The 19,382-nt window shown below is 30.0% G+C and carries 20 protein-coding genes and 1 tRNA gene; 3 read left to right on the forward strand and 18 right to left on the reverse strand.

Annotation, left to right across the window (positions count from 1 at the left end; translation table 11 throughout):
• The 10 genes from J7M87_RS13525 to J7M87_RS13570 form a co-directional block, all read right to left on the reverse strand.
• A partial coding sequence (locus J7M87_RS13525) for a GTP-binding protein (protein WP_141669547.1) occupies window positions 1-110 on the reverse strand: 110 nt, incomplete at its 3' end.
• A 136-nt stretch (window positions 111-246) separates the two neighbouring features.
• A tRNA-Thr gene (locus J7M87_RS13530) sits at window positions 247-322 on the reverse strand.
• A gap of 88 nt (window positions 323-410) precedes the next feature.
• Window positions 411-1,055, reverse strand: a complete 645-nt coding sequence (sigH, locus tag J7M87_RS13535; protein WP_291651579.1) for an RNA polymerase sporulation sigma factor SigH — start codon at window positions 1,053-1,055, stop codon at window positions 411-413.
• A 56-nt stretch (window positions 1,056-1,111) separates the two neighbouring features.
• On the reverse strand, window positions 1,112-1,624 hold the full coding sequence (locus J7M87_RS13540) for an NYN domain-containing protein (protein ID WP_291651581.1): 513 nt from the start codon (window positions 1,622-1,624) through the stop codon (window positions 1,112-1,114).
• 20 nt (window positions 1,625-1,644) lie between these two features.
• Window positions 1,645-2,541, reverse strand: a complete 897-nt coding sequence (rlmB, locus tag J7M87_RS13545; RefSeq protein ID WP_291651583.1) for a 23S rRNA (guanosine(2251)-2'-O)-methyltransferase RlmB — start codon at window positions 2,539-2,541, stop codon at window positions 1,645-1,647.
• A gap of 40 nt (window positions 2,542-2,581) precedes the next feature.
• On the reverse strand, window positions 2,582-2,998 hold the full coding sequence (locus J7M87_RS13550) for a ribonuclease III domain-containing protein (RefSeq protein WP_291651585.1): 417 nt from the start codon (window positions 2,996-2,998) through the stop codon (window positions 2,582-2,584).
• 47 nt (window positions 2,999-3,045) lie between these two features.
• A complete protein-coding gene (cysS, locus tag J7M87_RS13555; protein WP_291651587.1) occupies window positions 3,046-4,446 on the reverse strand; it encodes a cysteine--tRNA ligase in 1,401 nt (466 codons plus the stop codon).
• Between the two features lie 11 nt (window positions 4,447-4,457).
• Window positions 4,458-6,170, reverse strand: a complete 1,713-nt coding sequence (locus J7M87_RS13560) for a proline--tRNA ligase (RefSeq protein WP_291651588.1) — start codon at window positions 6,168-6,170, stop codon at window positions 4,458-4,460.
• Between the two features lie 345 nt (window positions 6,171-6,515).
• Window positions 6,516-7,184: a 2-C-methyl-D-erythritol 4-phosphate cytidylyltransferase gene (ispD, locus tag J7M87_RS13565; protein ID WP_291651590.1), complete on the reverse strand. Its 669-nt coding sequence runs from the start codon at window positions 7,182-7,184 to the stop codon at window positions 6,516-6,518.
• 15 nt (window positions 7,185-7,199) lie between these two features.
• Window positions 7,200-8,291: a PIN/TRAM domain-containing protein gene (locus J7M87_RS13570; RefSeq protein ID WP_291651592.1), complete on the reverse strand. Its 1,092-nt coding sequence runs from the start codon at window positions 8,289-8,291 to the stop codon at window positions 7,200-7,202.
• A gap of 249 nt (window positions 8,292-8,540) precedes the next feature.
• Here J7M87_RS13570 and J7M87_RS13575 point away from each other — a divergent pair, with 249 nt between their 5' ends.
• Window positions 8,541-8,942, forward strand: a complete 402-nt coding sequence (locus tag J7M87_RS13575) for a DUF1573 domain-containing protein (protein WP_291651594.1) — start codon at window positions 8,541-8,543, stop codon at window positions 8,940-8,942.
• A 69-nt stretch (window positions 8,943-9,011) separates the two neighbouring features.
• Here the strand turns inward: J7M87_RS13575 and disA are convergent, their stop codons facing one another.
• The 4 genes from disA to J7M87_RS13595 all read right to left on the reverse strand — a co-directional run bounded on the left by disA (window position 9,012) and on the right by J7M87_RS13595 (window position 13,330).
• The gene (gene disA, locus J7M87_RS13580) at window positions 9,012-10,076 is read right to left on the reverse strand and encodes a DNA integrity scanning diadenylate cyclase DisA (RefSeq protein WP_291651596.1); all 1,065 of its coding nucleotides are present in this window, start codon (window positions 10,074-10,076) and stop codon (window positions 9,012-9,014) included.
• Between the two features lie 16 nt (window positions 10,077-10,092).
• A complete protein-coding gene (gene radA, locus J7M87_RS13585; RefSeq protein WP_291651598.1) occupies window positions 10,093-11,460 on the reverse strand; it encodes a DNA repair protein RadA in 1,368 nt (455 codons plus the stop codon).
• A 425-nt stretch (window positions 11,461-11,885) separates the two neighbouring features.
• Window positions 11,886-12,611 (reverse strand): glucosamine-6-phosphate deaminase, encoded by a 726-nt coding sequence (nagB, locus tag J7M87_RS13590; RefSeq protein ID WP_291651600.1) that lies wholly within the window; start codon window positions 12,609-12,611, stop codon window positions 11,886-11,888.
• Window positions 12,608-13,330 (reverse strand): GntR family transcriptional regulator, encoded by a 723-nt coding sequence (locus tag J7M87_RS13595; RefSeq protein ID WP_291651602.1) that lies wholly within the window; start codon window positions 13,328-13,330, stop codon window positions 12,608-12,610. Before J7M87_RS13595 ends, nagB begins: the two co-directional genes overlap by 4 nt.
• Before the next feature lie 134 nt (window positions 13,331-13,464).
• On the opposite strand from J7M87_RS13595, the gene J7M87_RS13600 reads away from it, so the two are divergent.
• On the forward strand, window positions 13,465-13,623 hold the full coding sequence (locus tag J7M87_RS13600; protein WP_291651604.1) for a hypothetical protein: 159 nt from the start codon (window positions 13,465-13,467) through the stop codon (window positions 13,621-13,623).
• A 150-nt stretch (window positions 13,624-13,773) separates the two neighbouring features.
• Entirely contained in the window at window positions 13,774-14,001 is a 228-nt protein-coding gene (locus tag J7M87_RS13605; protein ID WP_291651606.1) for a glutaredoxin family protein, read from the forward strand.
• Between the two features lie 43 nt (window positions 14,002-14,044).
• Here the strand turns inward: J7M87_RS13605 and J7M87_RS13610 are convergent, their stop codons facing one another.
• From J7M87_RS13610 to J7M87_RS13625, 4 genes are all read right to left on the reverse strand, one after another.
• Window positions 14,045-15,505 carry an NADP-dependent glyceraldehyde-3-phosphate dehydrogenase gene (locus J7M87_RS13610; RefSeq protein WP_291651608.1) on the reverse strand — a complete coding sequence of 487 codons (1,461 nt, stop codon included), beginning with the start codon at window positions 15,503-15,505 and terminating at the stop codon, window positions 14,045-14,047.
• A 10-nt stretch (window positions 15,506-15,515) separates the two neighbouring features.
• Complete coding sequence (locus J7M87_RS13615; RefSeq protein WP_291651609.1) at window positions 15,516-15,743, reverse strand: glutaredoxin domain-containing protein; 228 nt, start codon at window positions 15,741-15,743, stop codon at window positions 15,516-15,518.
• Window positions 15,744-15,779: 36 nt separating this feature from the next.
• A complete protein-coding gene (gene trxB / locus J7M87_RS13620; RefSeq protein WP_291651611.1) occupies window positions 15,780-16,715 on the reverse strand; it encodes a thioredoxin-disulfide reductase in 936 nt (311 codons plus the stop codon).
• A 205-nt stretch (window positions 16,716-16,920) separates the two neighbouring features.
• Window positions 16,921-19,359 (reverse strand): ATP-dependent Clp protease ATP-binding subunit, encoded by a 2,439-nt coding sequence (locus tag J7M87_RS13625; protein WP_291651613.1) that lies wholly within the window; start codon window positions 19,357-19,359, stop codon window positions 16,921-16,923.
• Between the last annotated feature and the right edge of the window lie 23 nt (window positions 19,360-19,382).

The following is a 19,382-nucleotide window of genomic DNA, read 5'->3' on the forward strand; positions in this document are numbered from 1 at the left end:
GCTAATACTGTTGTGATTGCAGCTGTTAAAGTTGTCTTACCGTGGTCAACGTGACCGATTGTTCCAATGTTTACGTGTGGTTTACTTCTTTCGAATTTTTGCTTTGCCATTGTAAAATCCTCCTTTAATCTTTGTAATAAACTTTGCCTAGCGTTTTCTAGCTTTTGGGTAATATATTGAGCTCACTACAAAGACTAAAGCAATTTATAATTACATTAATCGCTACTAGTGAGCGCTCAACTATATTGGAGCTCACGATCGGGATTGAACCGACGACCTCCGCCTTACCAAGGCGACGCTCTGCCTACTGAGCTACGTGAGCATTGCCATCATAATGTGGTTTATAGTTTAATATACCAATTATAAAGTTTACTATTGTTCAAAAAATTTGTCAATAAGAATTTAGCGACTTATTTTTCGGTATACAGACATTTTTCCAGCTTTCGTTTAACTCTTTGTAATGCATTATCTATAGACTTAGCCTGCCTATCTAAATCGCAGGCTATTTCCTGATAAGACTTTCCATCTAAATAAGATTGAAGTACTTCCATTTCCAAATCAGATAAAACCTTTGCCATTTCTCCTTCTATATGCTTTAACTGCTCTTTCCCTATTATAAGTTCCTCTGGATCAGTTATTTTTAATCCTGATAAAACATCGATTAATGTCCTATCTGATTCTTCCTCATAAATGGGCTTATTTAAAGATATATATGTGTTTAATGGTATATGTTTTTGCCTTGTAGCTGTCTTAATAGCGGTTATTATTTGTCTCGTAATGCATAATTCTGCAAAAGCCTTAAAACTTGTTAACCTATCTGATTTAAAATCTCTTATGGCTTTATATAATCCTATCATACCCTCTTGATAAATATCTTCTTTATCTGCTCCGATGAGAAAATAAGACTTTGCTTTAGCCTTTACAAAATTCTCATATTTTGATATTAAATAATCTTGTGCCCTACTATTTCCCTTTTTCGCTTCATCAACCACTTCTTCATCTAACTTATTTTGAAATTCTACAAACAAACCTACCTCTTTTTTGGTACTATCCACTATATATCACCCCTTTAAGCCATATATTATAATAAGTATATATACTATTCAAACGCTTACTCACTACGTCTTATGGCTTCTAACTTTTTAAAGATATCTTCACCTATATTATCTCCCAAATGATTTTTAGATGAATACATATTTTTCAATGTTTTCTTCTTTATCCTTCCTTGAGTTTCAATAACTTCGTTATAGAATTCAAGAGAAGATATTCTTACTGCACCTCTTTGAAAAATAGTCTGTTGTTCAAGCCAATCTGATGTAACAACATAAACTTCAAATCTTCTACCTAAATTATGAACTTCTCTTTCTATGTAAGAATCAGCAGTTTCACCGTCTTTAGTGAATACTGTACTTATATTACTGTTTATATCTTCTCTCTTTTCAATGCTTCTATTTACCTTATGTGCATCAAATACTATTATTATCTTACAATCTTCATAAACTGAATAATTATGTAAACTATCTATTAAGCTTTGTCTTGCTCCATCAAAACTATAGTCCTTTTGTTTTTTTAGGTTAGGCCAACTATTTATAACATTATATCCATCAACAAATATTATTTTCACATATTACCTCTTTAACTATGCTATTTTAATAGTCTTCCCTTTAATATTTCATACATCATTATACCACCAGCAACAGAAGCATTTAAAGAGTTAATTTTTCCTACCATAGGTATTTTCACAAGCTTATCACACTTCTTTAAAGTAAGTTTAGATATCCCTCTTCCTTCGCTGCCTATAACCATAGCACACGGACCATTGAAGTCAACTTGATAGCTATATTCTTCTCCTTCTATATCTGCACCATATACCCATAGACCAGATTCTTTAAGTTCATCTATAGCTGCATTAATATTGGTTACCTTTGCTATCTTCATATGCTCTATAGCTCCAACAGAACACTTGTATACCGTAGACGTTATTCCAACATTTCTTCTTTTTGGTATTATTATTCCATGAACACCGCATAATTCCGCCGTTCTTATTATAGAACCTAAATTATGTGGATCCTCTATTTCATCTAGTACAACTATAAACGGATCTTCACCTTTCTCCTTTGCATCCTTTAACATATCTGCAATTTGACAGTACTTAAATGGTGTAACTAAAGCTATAACTCCTTGATGATTTGTACCATTACTCATAGCATCTAGTTTTCTTCTATCTACTTCCTTTAATACTAATCCCTTTTCTCTTGCAATATTTATTATTACTTTTATAGAGCCCTCCATATTACCATTTGCTATATACACGCACTCTATAGTTCTATCACTTTTTAATACTTCCATCACGGCATTTCTACCTATAATTAAATCTTCTCTTGTTTCTACTTCAGTAACAATAGAAACATTTTCTCTTGTATATTCTTTCACCCTCTTATTATCTTTGCCAAACTGTCTTCTACCTTTAATAGGGGTATTTTCAAACATTTCTCTTTCCATTCTAGCTTTCATTCTAGTTTCTCTATTTCCCTTAGTCATATAAAATCACTCCTTATTTCTATTATATACTTTTCCTTAGTTATGTTAACTGTATTTCTGTAGATTTCTCTAATATATTATATAGTCTCTCTTTATCTCCTATTAAATATAAATATCCTAATAGAGCTTCAAATCCAGTTGCATTTCTATAATCTATAACATCCGCATTTTTAGGAACAGTTGCAGATTTTGTATTTCTTCCTCTTTTGTAAATATACAATTCATCTTCTGTTAAAGTATCTTCTATATTATGCATTATCGCCGATTGACTTTTAGCTTTAACGTATCCAATTGCTCTCACATGCATTTTATGTGCAGATAATTCAGTATTATTAGATAATATAAAATTTCTTATATATATCTCATATACTCCATCTCCTATTAACGCTAATTGCAAAGGATTTAATCTCCTAGCTTCTTCTTTACTAAACTCCCTAACTCTTAAATCCTCCAACATACTTTTCTCTCCTTTAAATAAAGGCTGCACAACTGCAGCCCTTTAGACTAATTTACTTTTTTCCATCTAACTCCTTGAGGAGTATCTTCTAAAACTATATTTCTAGCCTTTAAATCATCTCTAATTTTATCAGCTAAAGCAAAATTTCTATCTTTTCTTGCTTGCTGTCTTTCCGCTATTAACCTTTCTATTTCTTCTTCCAAGCTTCCTTTAGTAGACTTTTGAAGAATACCTAAAGGATTTCCTAATTCTCTTATTAAGCTTAACGCTGATTCACAAAGTTCTTTAGATGAATCTATAGATACATTAGTATTTATATCTTTTATAAGATCAAAAATTGCAGTAATAGCATCTGCTGTGTTAAAATCATCATCCATTTTCTCTATATACTTTTGTCTGTATACATCTAAAGATTCTAAATAAGCCTTTTCTTTATCATCCATAGATTCTATTTTAACTTCATCAATAAGATTTTCCAGATTAGAAACAGCATTATACAATCTTTCTACTGATGCTTTAGCTGACTCTAATAAATCGTCACTAAAGTTTAATTGTACTCTATAGTGTCCTGATAACATTAAGAATCTAACTACATCAGCATCATATTGTTTTAATATATCTCTTGCAGTTAAAAAGTTATTCAATGACTTAGACATTTTTTGATTATTAATATTTAGAAAAGCTCCATGCAACCAATATCTTGCAAATGGCTTTCCTGTTAAAGCTTCACTTTGTGCAATTTCATTTTCATGGTGTGGAAATGCTAAATCCATTCCACCTGCATGTATATCGATTGTATCACCTAATATTTTTTTCGCCATACATGAGCACTCTATGTGCCATCCCGGTCTACCCATTCCCCATGGACTTTCCCAAGCCGGCTCACCTGGTTTTTGAGCTTTCCACACTGCAAAGTCCATTGGATCTTCTTTTCTTTCATCTACATTTATTCTTGCTCCAGCTTGCAAGTCATCTAAATTTTGACCTATTAACTTTCCATAGCCTTCAAATTTCTTCGTTCTAAAGTAAACATCTCCATCTACTTCATATGCATATCCCTTTTCAATTAAGCCATTTACAAATTCTATTATATCATGAATATATTCAGTAGCTCTTGGATTTATTGATGCTCTCCTTATATTTAATCCATCAGCATCTTTATAGTATTCATCAATATATTTATCTCCTATATCTGAAACTGTAGTTCCTTCTTCATTTGCTTTTTTTATCATTTTGTCATCTATATCTGTAAAATTTTGAACAAATTTAACTTTATATCCTCTGTATTCAAAATATTTTCTTATTGTATCAAAGATTATGAAAGTTCTACCATTACCTATATGAAAGTAGTTATATACGGTGGGTCCGCATACATACATTTTAATTTCTCCCGGTGTTAATGGTATAAATTCTTCTTTTTTTCTAGTTAAACTATTATAAACTCTCATTTAATTACCTCCTATCTTACAGATAATTTATTTTGCTTAAACTCTTCTCTAACTCTATCTATAGATTCTTCTATTTTTATATTTTCCATATCTGATGTTCTAAGTTTAAATTCAACTTCTCCATCAACGATTTTCTTACCAACTGTTATTCTCATTGGTATTCCCATAAGGTCTGAATCCTTAAATTTAACTCCTGCTCTCTCATTTCTATCATCTAGTATTGCATCAACACCTATAGATTTTAAATCTTCATATATCTCTTTAGCAATCTTCATTTGCTCTTCATCTTTAATATTTACAGGAATAATATTAACATGATAAGGTGCTACAGATAACGGCCAAACTATTCCATTCTCATCATTATGTTGTTCTATTATTGATGCCATTGTTCTTGTTACACCAATACCATAACAACCCATTATAAATGGTTTTTCCTTACCATTTTCATCTATAAAATTAGCATTCATAGCTTCTGAATACTTTGTTCCTAATTTAAATATATGACCAACTTCTGTTCCCCTTGAGATAGTTACTTTTCCACCACAAACTGGACACTTTTCACCTTCAGTTATATTTCTATAATCTCCAACTATACCTTCGAAATCTCTTCCGTAGTTTACATTTTCTATGTGATATCCAGTTTCATTAGCTCCAACAATAAAATTGAACATATTAACAATTTCTTCATCAACCAATAATGTATCTACATTTATATTTATAGGCCCAGCAAATCCAACTTGTGCATTAGTTGCTTTAAATACTTCTTCTGGTGTAGCCATATTTAAATTCACAGCTCCACCTAAAGCATTTGAAACCTTAACTTCATTTACTTCTCTATCACCTCTAACCATAACTGCTACTATTTTTCCGTCAGCATTAAATATTAGAGTCTTAGCGAATTTTTTTGCTGTTGTATTAAAGAACTTAATTAATTCTTCTATTGTCTTAACATTTGGTGTTTCAATTTTTGCTAATTCTTTTAATTCTTCTATTTCTGCTTTTTCTACAGTTGATGGAGCCTTTTCCATATTAGCTGCATAATCACAAGCTGTACAAAATACAACATCATCTTCTCCAACTTCTGATCTTACCATAAATTCAGCTGAATTTGATCCTCCAATTGCTCCTGAATCTGCTTCAACTGGTTTAGCATCTATTCCGCATCTGTTAAATATTTTAATATATGCTTCTCTCATTTTATTATAAGAAATATCTAACCCCTCTTGATCCTTATCAAAACTATATGCATCTTTCATTATGAATTCCCTTGATCTCATAACACCAAATCTTGGTCTTCTTTCATCTCTATATTTAGTTTGTATTTGATAAAGATTTACTGGTAATTGCTTGTATGATTTAATTTCATTTCTTGCAATATCAGTAAATACTTCTTCGTGAGTTGGCCCAAGGCAGAACTCTCTATTATTTCTATCTTTAAGTCTAATCAGTTCAGCTCCATAAACATCCCATCTTCCTGATTCTTGCCAAAGTTCTGCTGGTTGCACTGCTGATGCTAGGAATTCTTGTGCCCCTGCGTTATTCATTTCTTCTCTTACTATATTCTCTACATTTTTTAAAACCTTTAATCCTAATGGCATATAATTATATATCCCTGATGCCATTTTTCTTATCATACCAGCTCTTAACATCAATTTATGACTATCTATCTCAGCCTCTGCTGGAACCTCTCTTAATGTTGATATTAACATATTAGACATTTTCATTTCTGCTTCCTCCTATTAATGTTATTATTTTATATTTATTTTTTAATTCTTATTAATCTGTGTATTTTTATAAATAATAAAAAAAGCCCACCCTAATTGCTTAGGGCGAACTTATATCGCGGTACCACCTAAATTTGTTCTCTAAAATGATAACGGTATTAGACCGATAGTTTTTACCTATAACTCCAAAGCTGGTTCAAATCCTTTTGAAAATTTTACAGCCTATGAATTTTCTCTCTGAAAGGCGGATTTTACTATTCTTCTTCCCTGTTTTAAGTCTATTAATTTTTAGCTTAATTAATTATATATTCTAGCAAAACTTATGTCAATATAATAAGCTATGTATTATATTAGCTTTTCTGCAAGTATTAAATCTTCAGGGGTAGTCACCTTTATATTAGTATATTCACCATTATATAAATATACTTTATTATTATACATTTCTACTACCATAGTATCATCTGTAACATTAATATTATTCTCTTTAACTTTCTTATGACATTCTTTTATTATTTCCAACTTAAAAGTTTGTGGGGTTTGAATTGCAAGTAATCTACTTCTATCTGGAGTTGATTTAGAGAACCCATTTTCATCAACAACTTTTATAGTATCTTTTGGCATTACACCTGGTGCTGCTGATCCATAAAGCTTTGCATATTTTATCCCATCTTTTATAATTCTTTCAGATACAAATGCTCTTGCTCCATCATGGATAAGAACAATATCAGAATCATCTATTTTTTGTAATGCATTATAAACTGAATCTTGCCTTTCTTTTCCGCCTTCAACTATCATATCAACTTTTAAAGAGTACTTTTCTAATATTTCCTTATTACAATATTCTATTTCATCTTTAGGTAAAACTAAAATTATTTTATCTATTTCCTCACAATCAGCAAACCTCTTTAAAGTATAATACAAAATAGGTTTACCTTTAAGTTCTATATACTGCTTACTAATTTTAGCACCCATTCTTTTACCTTTTCCACCTGCTAAAATTATAGCACTTATCATATAAACACCTACTTACTATTCTTTTGGTTTTGCAAATATCATTCTTCCTGCTGCTGTTTGTAGTACAGATGTTACTATAACTACGATTTGTTCTCCCATAAATCTTCTTCCACCTTCTACAACTATCATAGTTCCATCATCTAAGTAACCAATTCCTTGAGTCGCTTCTTTACCATCTTTAACAACAATAACCTTCATTTCTTCACCAGGAAGAACAACAGGTTTTATTGCATTTGCCAATTCATTTATATTCAAAACAGGTACTCCTTGGAATTCAGCAACCTTATTTAAATTAAAGTCATTTGTCACAACTTTTCCTTTAAGAGTTTGCGCAAGCTTTAATAACTTACTATCAACTTCTTGTATTTCTGGAAAATCACCTTCCCAAATTTGAGTTTCAATTTCAAGCTCTTTTTGGATTTTATTTAGTATATCAAGCCCTCTTCTTCCCCTATTTCTTTTAAGAGAATCAGCTGAGTCTGAAATATGCCTAAGCTCATCTAAAACAAAGTTTGGTATAACTAAAGGTCCCTCAACAAATCCTGTTTGACATATATCAAAAATTCTACCATCTATTATTACAGATGTGTCTAGTACCTTTGGATTATTTTTTGTATTTGATTTCGATTTTTTTTCTTTAACATTACTTTTTTTAAGGTTTACAAGAATACTTGATATGTCATCCTTCTTTTCAACGAATATACTTGCAAATATTATTGCAAATATTAAATTTAAAAGCACAAATAGTATTGGACCTAATCCATATAAATCTATACTATTTAATGGTAGTCCTATGAGAGACGTTAGTATTAACGATATTAATGCACCTAATCCACCATAAAGAAGTTCTGCTGCTGTAAGTCTTTGGATATTTTTTTCAATATATTCAATAACTTTAACAATAGAGTCATAAATACGTGGTGAAACAAAATATAATATAAGTCCAAATAATAAAGTTAAAATAATACGAACCGATATAATTGCAAATGGTTTAGATAAAAAAGACATTTCTTTTAGAATAAAGATATTTAGTAGTATTCCACTAATAATATATCCACTAATAAATCCTATTATAGTAAATATAACTCTTATAATCTTTTTTAACATAATGTCACCTCCCTGTATTATCATTTTATTTTTATGCATTTCTATACTTCACTAGAAGCTTATATCATTATACCATATAAAGGTATTATCTAAAATGAAGAATTCTTAAAATCTTATTAATTTAAAATACCCCCTATAAAAAAACAAGCATATTAGATATTATTATATTGAGGTTCGGCAAATAATTAACCTTACTAAAAATAATTATATTTTAGAAACAGCCATAATTTTTTTAAGGAGTTGAGGCATATGAAAGATATAATTTTTGATAATTTTCAAAATGATGTTAATGAATCATTGCTACGTCATAAGAGTATTTTAGATATAGTAACTAAGTATAGTGAATCCAGTGCCAGGGTTAATAGAGCCCTAGCTAAGGCTGTAACTAATTGTGGTTGTATTAAAATCTCAGCTAAGAAACAAGAAAATCCATCTTCTAATAATGATGATATCAATAATTTTAACTATTCGTTAAATAATCATCTTGAAGGAAAGCTTTGTGATAATTGCCGTGATATTATTGAAAATGAAATTGGAAATAATCTATTTTATCTTACTTCTCTATGCAATTGCTTAGATTTAAACTTATATGACATATTATTAAAAGAAGAAAATAAAATGAATATTCTAGGTAAATTTACACTTAGATAAACTCAAAGCAGGTCACAACACCTGCTTTTGTATTATTATCTATTTGTTTTAATTTTATACATAATTTTACTAAATTTCATTTTTCAAATATATTTGTTCCTTTATTCTTCTTAATCCATTTTTAATAGCTTTAGCTCTTGCTTCTCCTATTCCATCAACTTTATCTAACTCATCCGTATCAGCTTCAATAACATACTTAAGTTCTTTAAAATGCTTTACTAAATTTTCTATTACTGATACAGGAATTCTTGGAACTTTAAATAATATTCTAAATCCCTTTGGAGAAATTAAGGAATCAATTAATGAGGCTCCTGAATATCCTAAGACCTTAGCTATTAGATCTAAATCAACTAACTCTTCTGAGCTAAGCTTTTGAATTTCATTATATATTTCGTTATAATCCATTCCTTCTCTACAATAATCCCTTATTAATAAAATACCATCTCTCTCTATAAACCTTATAAGTTCACTAAGTTGCATAGAAATAAGCCTTCCTTCATTTCCAAGCTCAACTATATATCTTTGTATTTCTTCAACAACTCTCATAACCATCTCAGTTCTTTGTATCGCAGTTACAACATCAAAAATGGTAGTTAGATCTTGAAATTCTAATAAATTCAAATTATTTATTACTCTCTCTAATACATTAACATATTTCTCTAGTGTTTGTATTGCTTGATTTGCTCTTGCAAGTATTATGCTACTTTCTTGAAGCACATACTTTAAATCTCCTTTATAAATGGTTATTATATTTCTTCTTTGAGAAATTGCCACTACTATATTTCCAGTTTGTTTTGCTACTCTATTTGCAGTTCTATGCCTAGTTCCTGTTTCATATGTCGTAAGTGCATGATCTGGTACAAGTTGAGTATTAGCACAAATAATTCTTTTTAAATCTCCACTTAATACAATAGCACCATCCATCTTGGCTAATTCATAAACATAAGCTGGTGAGTATTCTGAATTAATATTGAATCCCCCATCTACAAGATTCATTACCTCTTCACCATCACCAATAACAACTAAACCACCAGTTTTAGCCCTTAATATATTATCTAATCCCTCTCTTAAAACAGTTCCTGGACTCATAAGTTTTAATATATTTTTTATTTCTTCATCATCTTTTATCCTCATACACTCACCCGATCCACTAGAATATCTTACTAATAGCCTCTCCTAAATTGCTTACCCCTATTATATTTGTAGTTTTACTACTAACCTTATCTTTATTTCTTTCTGGAATTATAGCGTTTTTAAAACCCATCTTTTCAGCTTCTTTAATTAATCTATCACATGACGAAACCGGTCTTATCTCTCCTGTAAGCCCAACTTCACCCACGATAACCATTCTTTCCAACTTAAATCCTCTATTTTTCACACTTGATAATAATGCTAATGCTAGACCTAAATCCCCTGTAGTGCCATCTAAAGTAAGACCACCAACTACATTTACATATACATCATATTTATAAAATGGAACTCTTAACTTTTTCTCTAATACAGCAAGTATAAGCCTTAATCTTTGATTATCTATTCCAACTGCTGTCCTACTCGCCATATGAGTATTGCTTTCGCTAACTAATGCTTGCATTTCAACAAGTATAGGCCTAGTTCCTTCCATTATTCCTATAACAGCAGATCCCTCTTGATTAAAATTAGTATCCTCTAAAAATATTCTCGAAGGATCATATATTTCCTTTAATCCTTCTTCGGCCATTTCAAATACTCCAATTTCACTAGTTGTTCCAAAACGATTTTTCATAGTTCTTAAAACTCTAAATTCTTCAGTACGTTCACCTTCAAAATACAATACTGTATCAACCATATGTTCAAGAACCCTTGGACCCGCGAGTTCCCCCTGCTTAGTAACATGTGCCACTATAAACAGTGGTATATTTTGACTTTTCCCGATCCTCATTATTGCATTAGAACATTCTTTTACTTGCGACACACTTCCTGGAGCAGACGTTACTGACTCTTTATAGACAGTTTGTATAGAATCAATTATTACGAAAACAGGCTTCAACTCATTTATGTAAGCCTCTATTAAATCAAGATTAGTTTCAGATAAAATGTATAATTGTTCTGCATTTACACCTAACCTATCTCCTCTAATCTTAATTTGTTCCTCTGATTCTTCTCCTGAAACATACAATACTTTCCCATAAGATTTTGATATTGAATTTGCTGTTTGCAGTAATAAAGTAGATTTACCTATTCCAGGGTCTCCAGATATTAAAGTTAACGATCCTCTTACTAATCCTCCGCCTAAAACCCTATTCAACTCTTTTAAACCAGTATCATATCTTTGTTTTTCTCCTGATTTAATCTGACCTATGCTTTTAGGCATATTATCCATAACTCTTATAGTGTTTACTTTGCTTTTTATTTCCTTTTGAGTTTCTCTTACCTCTTCTACTAAGGTATTCCATTTATTACAATCTGGACACTTTCCTAACCACTTAGGAGACTCATATCCACATTCTTGACAAACAAACATGGATTTAATCTTAGCCATAAAATTTACCTACCAATCTTATTAATTTTATATAATAAATACATAAATATTAGTACACTACTAAATCTACTATAACTTTTAAGTATTATGTATTTTAAATTTTAATATATTTTTAATTGAATAATCTACATAGTTAAAATTACAAATATTATTTAATCAATGCCCTATAGACTATAACAATATAAATTATTTAACCTTTCATATAAGTTACTAAAATATTAATTTTATTTATATAATAATTCTATTAAGCATTAACTATAAATTAATAAATTTTAACCCTGTACATCTATATACATATAATTATTAAAATTACTATATTTAATATATCATAACAATATTACAAAAACCAATGATTATAAAAAAAGAATTGTAATCTATTTATAGTATTACAATTCTTATATATTATTAGTATTTAAATATAAATTTTATAATAACTTTGCAGCAGCTTCATCAACTATAACTACAACATCTCTGTGCATTTGTAGCATTGATGCTGGCATATTTGTGCTTATTTTTCCACTTACCATTGCTTTTACAGCTTCAGCTTTTCCTTCACCGCTTGCTATAACTATTATCTTCTTTGATTTCATTATTCCACCAAGTCCCATAGTTAAAGCTTGTGTTGGAACTTCATCAATTGAGTTAAAAAATCTAGCATTTGCTTTTATAGTATCTTCTGTTAATCCTGTTAAATGAGTTCCTGATACTAATGCTTCATCCGGCTCATTAAATGCTATATGTCCATTATTACCAATACCTAGTAACTGTAAATCTGTACCACCTAATTCTGCTATTTTATCATCATATCTTTTGCACTCTTCTTCAATATTCTCAGCTAAACCATTAGGAACATAAGTATTCTTCTTATCTATATTAATGTGGTTAAATAAATTCTCATTCATAAAGTATCTGTAACTTTGAGGATGATCCCCACTTAATCCTATATACTCATCTAAATTAACTGTAGTAACTTGTGAGAAATCTATTTCCCCTTCTTTATTCATTCTGATTAATTCTTTATACATTCCTATTGGAGATCCACCAGTTGCTAAACCTAATATAGCGTTAGGTTTATCTTTTACTACTTTAGCCATTTCATTAGCGGCTTCCTTGCTTAATTCTTCATAATTTTTAGTTATTATTAGTTTCATCTTATTTTCCCCTCTCGTCTAGATATATTAACTTGTAAAATAAATTTATCTGATCTATATACTGCTTCTTCTAAGAAAATCATTTTATTATTATGATCATAAGTCTTACTTATAATCTTTAACATAGGTACTTGCTTATCCACACTAAATATCTCTTTTAATTCAGCATCCATTATTACTGATGCTATTGAAGATTGTGAATAATCAACTACATAACCAAAGCCTTCTAATATCTTAAATAATGATCCACTTAGCATTTCTTTATTAATATACCCACAATAATCAACAGGTATAAATACTGTTTCTAATGCTACACATTCATCATCAACTATACGCTTTCTCTTTATTTTATATAATTCATCTAAAGAAAATATATCTGCTAGATGTTCTGGAGTATGAATTTTACTAAACTCAACAATTTCTGATCTTAAGTTTTTTCCCATTTGCTTTATTATTTCTGTAAAACTCATCATATCTTGTTGTTTAAAAGTTTGTTCACACACAAAAGTTCCCTTACCTTTAACTCTTAAAAGAACACCTTCTTGTACCAACTCTCCTATCGCTTGTCTTATAGTCATTCTACTAACACCGTATATCTCGCATAACTCTCTCTCGCTTGCTATGCATTCACCCGGCTTCCATACACCTTCAGATATTTTTGATATTAAATCATTTTTTAGTTGATAATAAACTGGAATTGGACTACTTTTATCTATCATTATTAAGCCTCCTATCAATATTATATTAAAAATCGTTATAGATGTCTAGACCAGTTGTGTAATTTATTTTATTTGTTATAAAAATTAAAATTTTGCAGAAAATAATCTTATAAACCTTCAAGGAGATGAATTTTATGATTAATAAGACTTACTTTTCCAATATTCAATCTAGAAATATTATAAAGGAAAATAAGAAAAATTTATCTGAAGATTTCCTATCTAATTCTATAGGCAATTCTTTAGATAACATGATTCTTAATTCAAATCTAGAAAATCAAAATATTATAAAGTAAATTTAATTTATATTTTCACATTGATATAATACCATATTCTTTATTTTAATAAAATATAGGATACTTATTGTATTTAATCTTGAAATGGTGTAAAATTTATGTTAAATAATATTAATTATCTATTGATAATAGCAAAGGAGTGTTTGACCAATGGTTAAAGTTTATAGTACAAATTCTTGTCCGTGGTGTGTAAAAGCAAAAAACTACTTAAAATCAGTTAATATTGAATTTGAAGAGTTAAATGTACAAGAAGATATGACTGCTAGAGATGAAATGATTAGCAAATCAAAGCAAATGGGAGTTCCTGTTCTAGATATAAATGGAACAATTATTGTAGGTTTTGATAAAAATGCTATAGATTCAGCTTTAAATATTTAATATTTGGACATAAGGGAGATATAATAATCTCCCTTTAATTAGATTATCTAACTAAATTAATTACTGTAGCCTTAGGTCTTGACATAGACTCTATTGAATATCTAATTCCTTGAGTTCCGATTCCTGAAGACTTAACTCCTAAGAATGGGAAATGGTCTGGTCCTCTTTCAGTTTTGTTATTAACTTGAACTGTACCAACTTCTAATCTATCTGCTACATAAAATGCTTCATTTATATTTTCAGTAAATACTGATGATTGTAATCCATATTCTGATTTATTAGCAATTTCTATAGCCTCATCTTTATCCTTAACTCTTATAATAGGTAAAACTGGACCAAATGGTTCTTCCCAAGCTAATCTCATATCCGTTGTTACGTTATCAAAAAGAGTTGGATAAATCATATTTCCTTCTCGAGTTCCTCCAACAAGTAAGTGAGCACCCTTTTCTCTAGCATCATCTATAAGTTCCCAAACAAAATCAGCAGATTTATCATCAATTAATGGAACTATATCAACATCTTCTTCTAATGGGTTTCCTACTTTTAAATTTTGAACTTTTGCTTTAACTTTTTCAACTAACTTATCTGCAACTTTGTCAACAACTAAAATTCTCTTTACTGCTGTACATCTTTGTCCTGAATAAGAATATGCTCCAGCAACTATATTAGATGCTGCAAGATCTAAATCAGCATCTTCTAAGACTATGGCCGCATCTTTACCTCCAAGCTCCATAAGTAATGGAACCATTGTTGTTATTCTTGATATTCTAGTACCAACTTCTGTACTTCCAGTAAAGTTAATAAAATCTATTTCAGGATGTGTAACGATATAATCTCCTATTTCACTTCCTCTTCCTGTAACAGTATTTAATACTCCTGCTGGAACACCTGCTTGCTCAAATACCTTAGCTAAATATAATCCACATAAGCTTCCTTGAGTAGCAGGTTTTAAAACTACTGAATTACCTGCAACTAATGCTGGAGCTATCTTTGATGCTGCTAAGTTTATTGGATAATTAAATGGAGATATAGCTAAAACTACTCCTAGCGGCTCTCTAGTTACTAATGATATTTTATTTCTTTTAAATCCTGGAAAACTGTCTCCTGGAATGCTTTCTCCTGACAAGTTCTTAGCCGTATCAGCTGTAAACTTAATATAATCAGCTGATCTTAATATTTCTGATTCAGCACTCTTCTTGTCTTTACCTATCTCTCTCATCATTATTTCAGCAATATCTTCAACTTTTTCTACTAATATATCAGCAGCTTTATATAATATCTCTGCTCTCTTGCTCACTGGAACATTTCTCCATGACTTTTGTGCTACTTTTGCACTCTTAATAGCAAGATCAACTTCTTCTGTAGTCATTGCTGGTACCTTTCCTACTAAGCAATTCCCTATCGGTGAATATATATCTATAAATTTCTCACTCGAACTATTAGTCCATTCACCATTTATTAAATTTCTAAAAGTTCTTTCTTTTCCCTTTATACAACTAAACATTTAATCACCTCTACTTAATTTTAGCTAGCTCTATCTTATTCTTATCAAAACCAACTATTATTTCTCCATCTATATCAATTACTGGCACAGTTCTTTGACCTGATACCTTAAAAACTTCTTCTCTATCTTCATGCTTATCAGCTACATTTATTTCCTTGTAGTCCCATCCCTTCATTTCGAAAAATCTTTTGGCCTTTATACATGATGGGCACCATGATGTTGAATATATTTTTATCATAATATCGCTCCTTTAATATTTCTTTAATTTTCTCAATTATTTTTTCTTTTCTACTACGTATTTTTCTGCTTGTAATGCTGCTATAGTTCCATCTGCAACAGCTGTTGTTATTTGTCTATATTCTTTTTCTCTGACATCTCCTGCTGCATAAACACCTTCAATATTAGTTCTCATACCTTCATCAGCTTTTATATAACCATTAGACGTTAAATTTATATAATCCTTGAAATGATCTGTCTTTGGTACTGTTCCTATAAATCCAAATACAGCATCCATAGGTATTTCTTTTTCAGATCCATCTTTAGAATTTCTTATTATAGCCTTTTCTACAAAGTCGGTTCCATCAACATTAACTAAATCTTCATTAAATAAAATTTCTATCTTAGGATGATTCATAACTTCTTCAATTGTAGCCTTTTCACCATTAAAGTAATCATGTCTTCTTATCATAACTACCTTTGAAGCAAATTTAGTTAAAAATAAGGCTTCCTCTAAAGCAGAATTTCCTCCACCTACAACTCCAATTATCTTTCCATCATACATTGCACCATCACAAACTGCACAATAGTGGATTCCTTTTCCTGAGAACTTTTCTTCATTTGGTATAGGTAATTTTTTAGGGGTAGCTCCAGTTGCTATTATTACAGTTTTTGTTTTATATATATAGCTATTTGTTTCAACTATCTTTTCTTCACCACTAAAATCAACTTTTTCTACCATATCGAATTCATCTATTTCAGCTCCAAGTTCTTCTGCTTGTTGTTGCATTAAGTCAGCAAGTTCTGTACCAGAAACTTTTTTAAAGCCAGGATAGTTTTCTATTGTATAGCTATTTCTAACTTGACCTCCAAGTATTTGATCTTCTAATAAAAGCATGTCTAACTTAGCTCTTGTTGCGTATATTGCCGCAGTTAAGCCTGCTGGCCCACCACCGATTATAATTAATTCTTTATGTTTAACTTCTTTACTCATGACTCGCTCCTTCTACCCCCCAGGGGTATTTCTTTAATTTAATTATATGCTTCTATAAAATAAAATGCAACTATTTTTAAATAATAATTTTTATCAATTATATCCCATTCCCTTTTCTTCTCTTAATATTATTACTCGTTATCTAATAAATTATTAATAAATAAAAGAATAAGAGAAGATTTTTCAAAAAAATCTTCTCTCTATACTATGATATATGCTTAAAATAAAGTTCCTCTCCATTGCAATATACTTCTAAATTATCTCCACCCTTAATGCAACCTTTTAACATTTCTTCACTTAATTTATCTTCTAATTCTTTTGTTATTATTCTTCTTAAGGGTCTTGCACCATAATTAGTATCTACACCTTTATTTACCAGGAACCTTTTACTATCTTCATTTAAATTAATTGTTATTTTTCTTTCTTTAAGCTTATCTATGGTATTATTTAGCATTAAATTTACAATTTTTAATATATCACTATCTTTTAATTTATGAAAAACAATTATATCATCGATTCTATTTATAAATTCTGGTTTGAATTGTTGTTTAATTTCTTCCATAATATTTTTTTTCATCTTTTCATACTCACTATCATGTAAACTATTTGAAGTTGAAAATCCAAGAGTGTTTTGTTTTTTTATATCATGAGCTCCAACATTTGATGTCATTATAACTATTGTATTTTTAAAATTTATATTTTTCCCTTTGCTATCTGTAAGCCTTCCATCCTCCATTATCTGTAATAATATATTAAATACATCTGGATGGGCCTTTTCTATTTCGTCTAATAATATAACTGAATATGGGTTTCTTCTGACAGCTTCGGTTAGCTGTCCACCTTCATCGTGACCAATATATCCAGGTGGAGCTCCTATTAGCCTTGCCACAGAATGTTTTTCCATATACTCTGACATGTCTATCCTAATTAAATTTTTCTTATTTCCAAACATAGCTTCTGCTAATGCATTTGATAGTTCCGTTTTTCCAACCCCTGTTGGTCCACAAAATATAAATGTCCCTATAGGCCTATTTGGATCTTTTAACCCTACTCTTGCTCTTCTTACTGCTTTAGAAACAGCCATTACAGCTTCCTTTTGACCTATCACTCTTTTATGAAGTATATCTTCAAGTTTTAATAATTTTTCTGATTCCTGTTCTGTTAATTTCTCTAGTGGAATCTTAGCCCAACTTGAGACTACTTTTGCAATTTCTTCCCTATTAACAATATAATTGCTACACTCACTATTTGTCATATCTATCTTTAAATTGTTCAATTTATCTTTTAATTCTTTTTCTTTATCTCTTAAATATGCTGCTTTTTCAAAGTTTTGATTTCTTATTGCTTCTTCTTTTTCCTTAGAGTTATTCTCTAATTGAAGTTGTAAATTCATTATACTTGGTGGTGAAGTTAAATTTTCTATTCTTACCTTTGCTGATGCTTCATCAATCAAATCTATAGCTTTATCTGGCATAAATCTATCTGTTATATACCTATCTGATAGCTCAACAGCTGCTTCTAAAGCTTCATCTTCTATTTGTACCATATGATGAGCTTCATATCTTTCCCTAAGTCCTTTTAATATATTTAGAGTCTCTTCTTTTGATGGCTCTTCAACTCTAACTGGTTGAAATCTTCTTTCTAGAGCTGAATCTTTTTCTATGTGTTTTCTATATTCATCTATAGATGTAGCTCCAATGCATTTTATTTCACCTCTTGCTAAAGCAGGTTTTAGAATATTTGATGCATCTATAGCACCTTCTGCCCCACCAGCTCCAACAATAGTATGAATTTCATCTATAAATATTATTATATTATTAGAATTTCTTATTTCATCCATTACTTTTTTTAATCTATCTTCAAATTCTCCTCTATATTTAGCTCCTGCTAACATAGAAGTCAAATCTAATGAAATTATTACTTTATCTTTTAGTATTTCTGGTACGTTTCCATCTATTATTCTTTGGGCTAGCCCCTCAATAACTGCTGTTTTACCTACTCCAGGTTCTCCAATTAAGCAAGGATTATTTTTTATCCTTCTGCATAGTATCTCTAAAATTCTTCTATTTTCATTTTCTCTCCCTACTACTGGATCTAATTTTCCTTCCTTAGCCATCATAGTTAGATTCCTTCCATATTGGCTTAATAGAGGAGTTTTAACAGTTTTTTTCTTAGTCTTATCTTCAACTTTTATTTCCTCTACCTCCTTCTCATATAGATAATTACTTATATCAGTCTTTATTAATTTCAAATCTAACTTTAAGGTAGAAAGTATTGTATAAGCTACACCCTCTGTATCATCTAATAAAGATAATAAAATATGCTCTGGATTTATATAATTATGATCATATATTCTTGCCTTTACTAGACTATCATCAAACAATCTCTTTGTTCTAGGATTCAGTAACATCTCGCCCACTGATATGTCTATATCTCCAAAACCAAGATAATCTTCTATAAGCCTTCTTACTTTATCAATAGTAGCTCCATTAATATATAGTACTTGCTTTGCATATCCACCCTCTTTTAATAATCCTAAAAGAATGTGTTCAGTACCTATATATCCGTGCTTAAAATATTGCGACTCTTTTTGAGCCTCTAATAGTACTAATTGTGCCCTCTCTGTTAACTTCCCAAAAATCATATATACCTCCATACCCTATTGCT

The sequence above is a fragment of the Clostridium sp. genome (assembly GCF_017888565.1).
Lineage (GTDB): Bacteria > Bacillota > Clostridia > Clostridiales > Clostridiaceae > Clostridium.

Excerpts from the sequence above, each read along its gene's own strand:
- rlmB (WP_291651583.1), bottom strand. The coding sequence starts at position 2,541 with ATGACTAAGGGAAATAGAGAAACTAGAATGAAAGCTAGAATGGAAAGA.
- J7M87_RS13550 (WP_291651585.1), bottom strand. The coding sequence starts at position 2,998 with ATGTTGGAGGATTTAAGAGTTAGGGAGTTTAGTAAAGAAGAAGCTAGG.
- cysS (WP_291651587.1), bottom strand. The coding sequence starts at position 4,446 with ATGAGAGTTTATAATAGTTTAACTAGAAAAAAAGAAGAATTTATACCA.
- J7M87_RS13560 (WP_291651588.1), bottom strand. The coding sequence starts at position 6,170 with ATGAAAATGTCTAATATGTTAATATCAACATTAAGAGAGGTTCCAGCA.
- ispD (WP_291651590.1), bottom strand. The coding sequence starts at position 7,184 with ATGATAAGTGCTATAATTTTAGCAGGTGGAAAAGGTAAAAGAATGGGT.
- J7M87_RS13570 (WP_291651592.1), bottom strand. The coding sequence starts at position 8,291 with ATGTTAAAAAAGATTATAAGAGTTATATTTACTATAATAGGATTTATT.
- J7M87_RS13575 (WP_291651594.1), top strand. The coding sequence starts at position 8,541 with ATGAAAGATATAATTTTTGATAATTTTCAAAATGATGTTAATGAATCA.
- disA (WP_291651596.1), bottom strand. The coding sequence starts at position 10,076 with ATGAGGATAAAAGATGATGAAGAAATAAAAAATATATTAAAACTTATG.
- radA (WP_291651598.1), bottom strand. The coding sequence starts at position 11,460 with ATGGCTAAGATTAAATCCATGTTTGTTTGTCAAGAATGTGGATATGAG.
- nagB (WP_291651600.1), bottom strand. The coding sequence starts at position 12,611 with ATGAAACTAATAATAACTAAAAATTATGAAGAATTAAGCAAGGAAGCC.
- J7M87_RS13595 (WP_291651602.1), bottom strand. The coding sequence starts at position 13,330 with ATGATAGATAAAAGTAGTCCAATTCCAGTTTATTATCAACTAAAAAAT.
- J7M87_RS13600 (WP_291651604.1), top strand. The coding sequence starts at position 13,465 with ATGATTAATAAGACTTACTTTTCCAATATTCAATCTAGAAATATTATA.
- J7M87_RS13605 (WP_291651606.1), top strand. The coding sequence starts at position 13,774 with ATGGTTAAAGTTTATAGTACAAATTCTTGTCCGTGGTGTGTAAAAGCA.
- J7M87_RS13610 (WP_291651608.1), bottom strand. The coding sequence starts at position 15,505 with ATGTTTAGTTGTATAAAGGGAAAAGAAAGAACTTTTAGAAATTTAATA.
- J7M87_RS13615 (WP_291651609.1), bottom strand. The coding sequence starts at position 15,743 with ATGATAAAAATATATTCAACATCATGGTGCCCATCATGTATAAAGGCC.
- trxB (WP_291651611.1), bottom strand. The coding sequence starts at position 16,715 with ATGAGTAAAGAAGTTAAACATAAAGAATTAATTATAATCGGTGGTGGG.
- J7M87_RS13625 (WP_291651613.1), bottom strand. The coding sequence starts at position 19,359 with ATGATTTTTGGGAAGTTAACAGAGAGGGCACAATTAGTACTATTAGAG.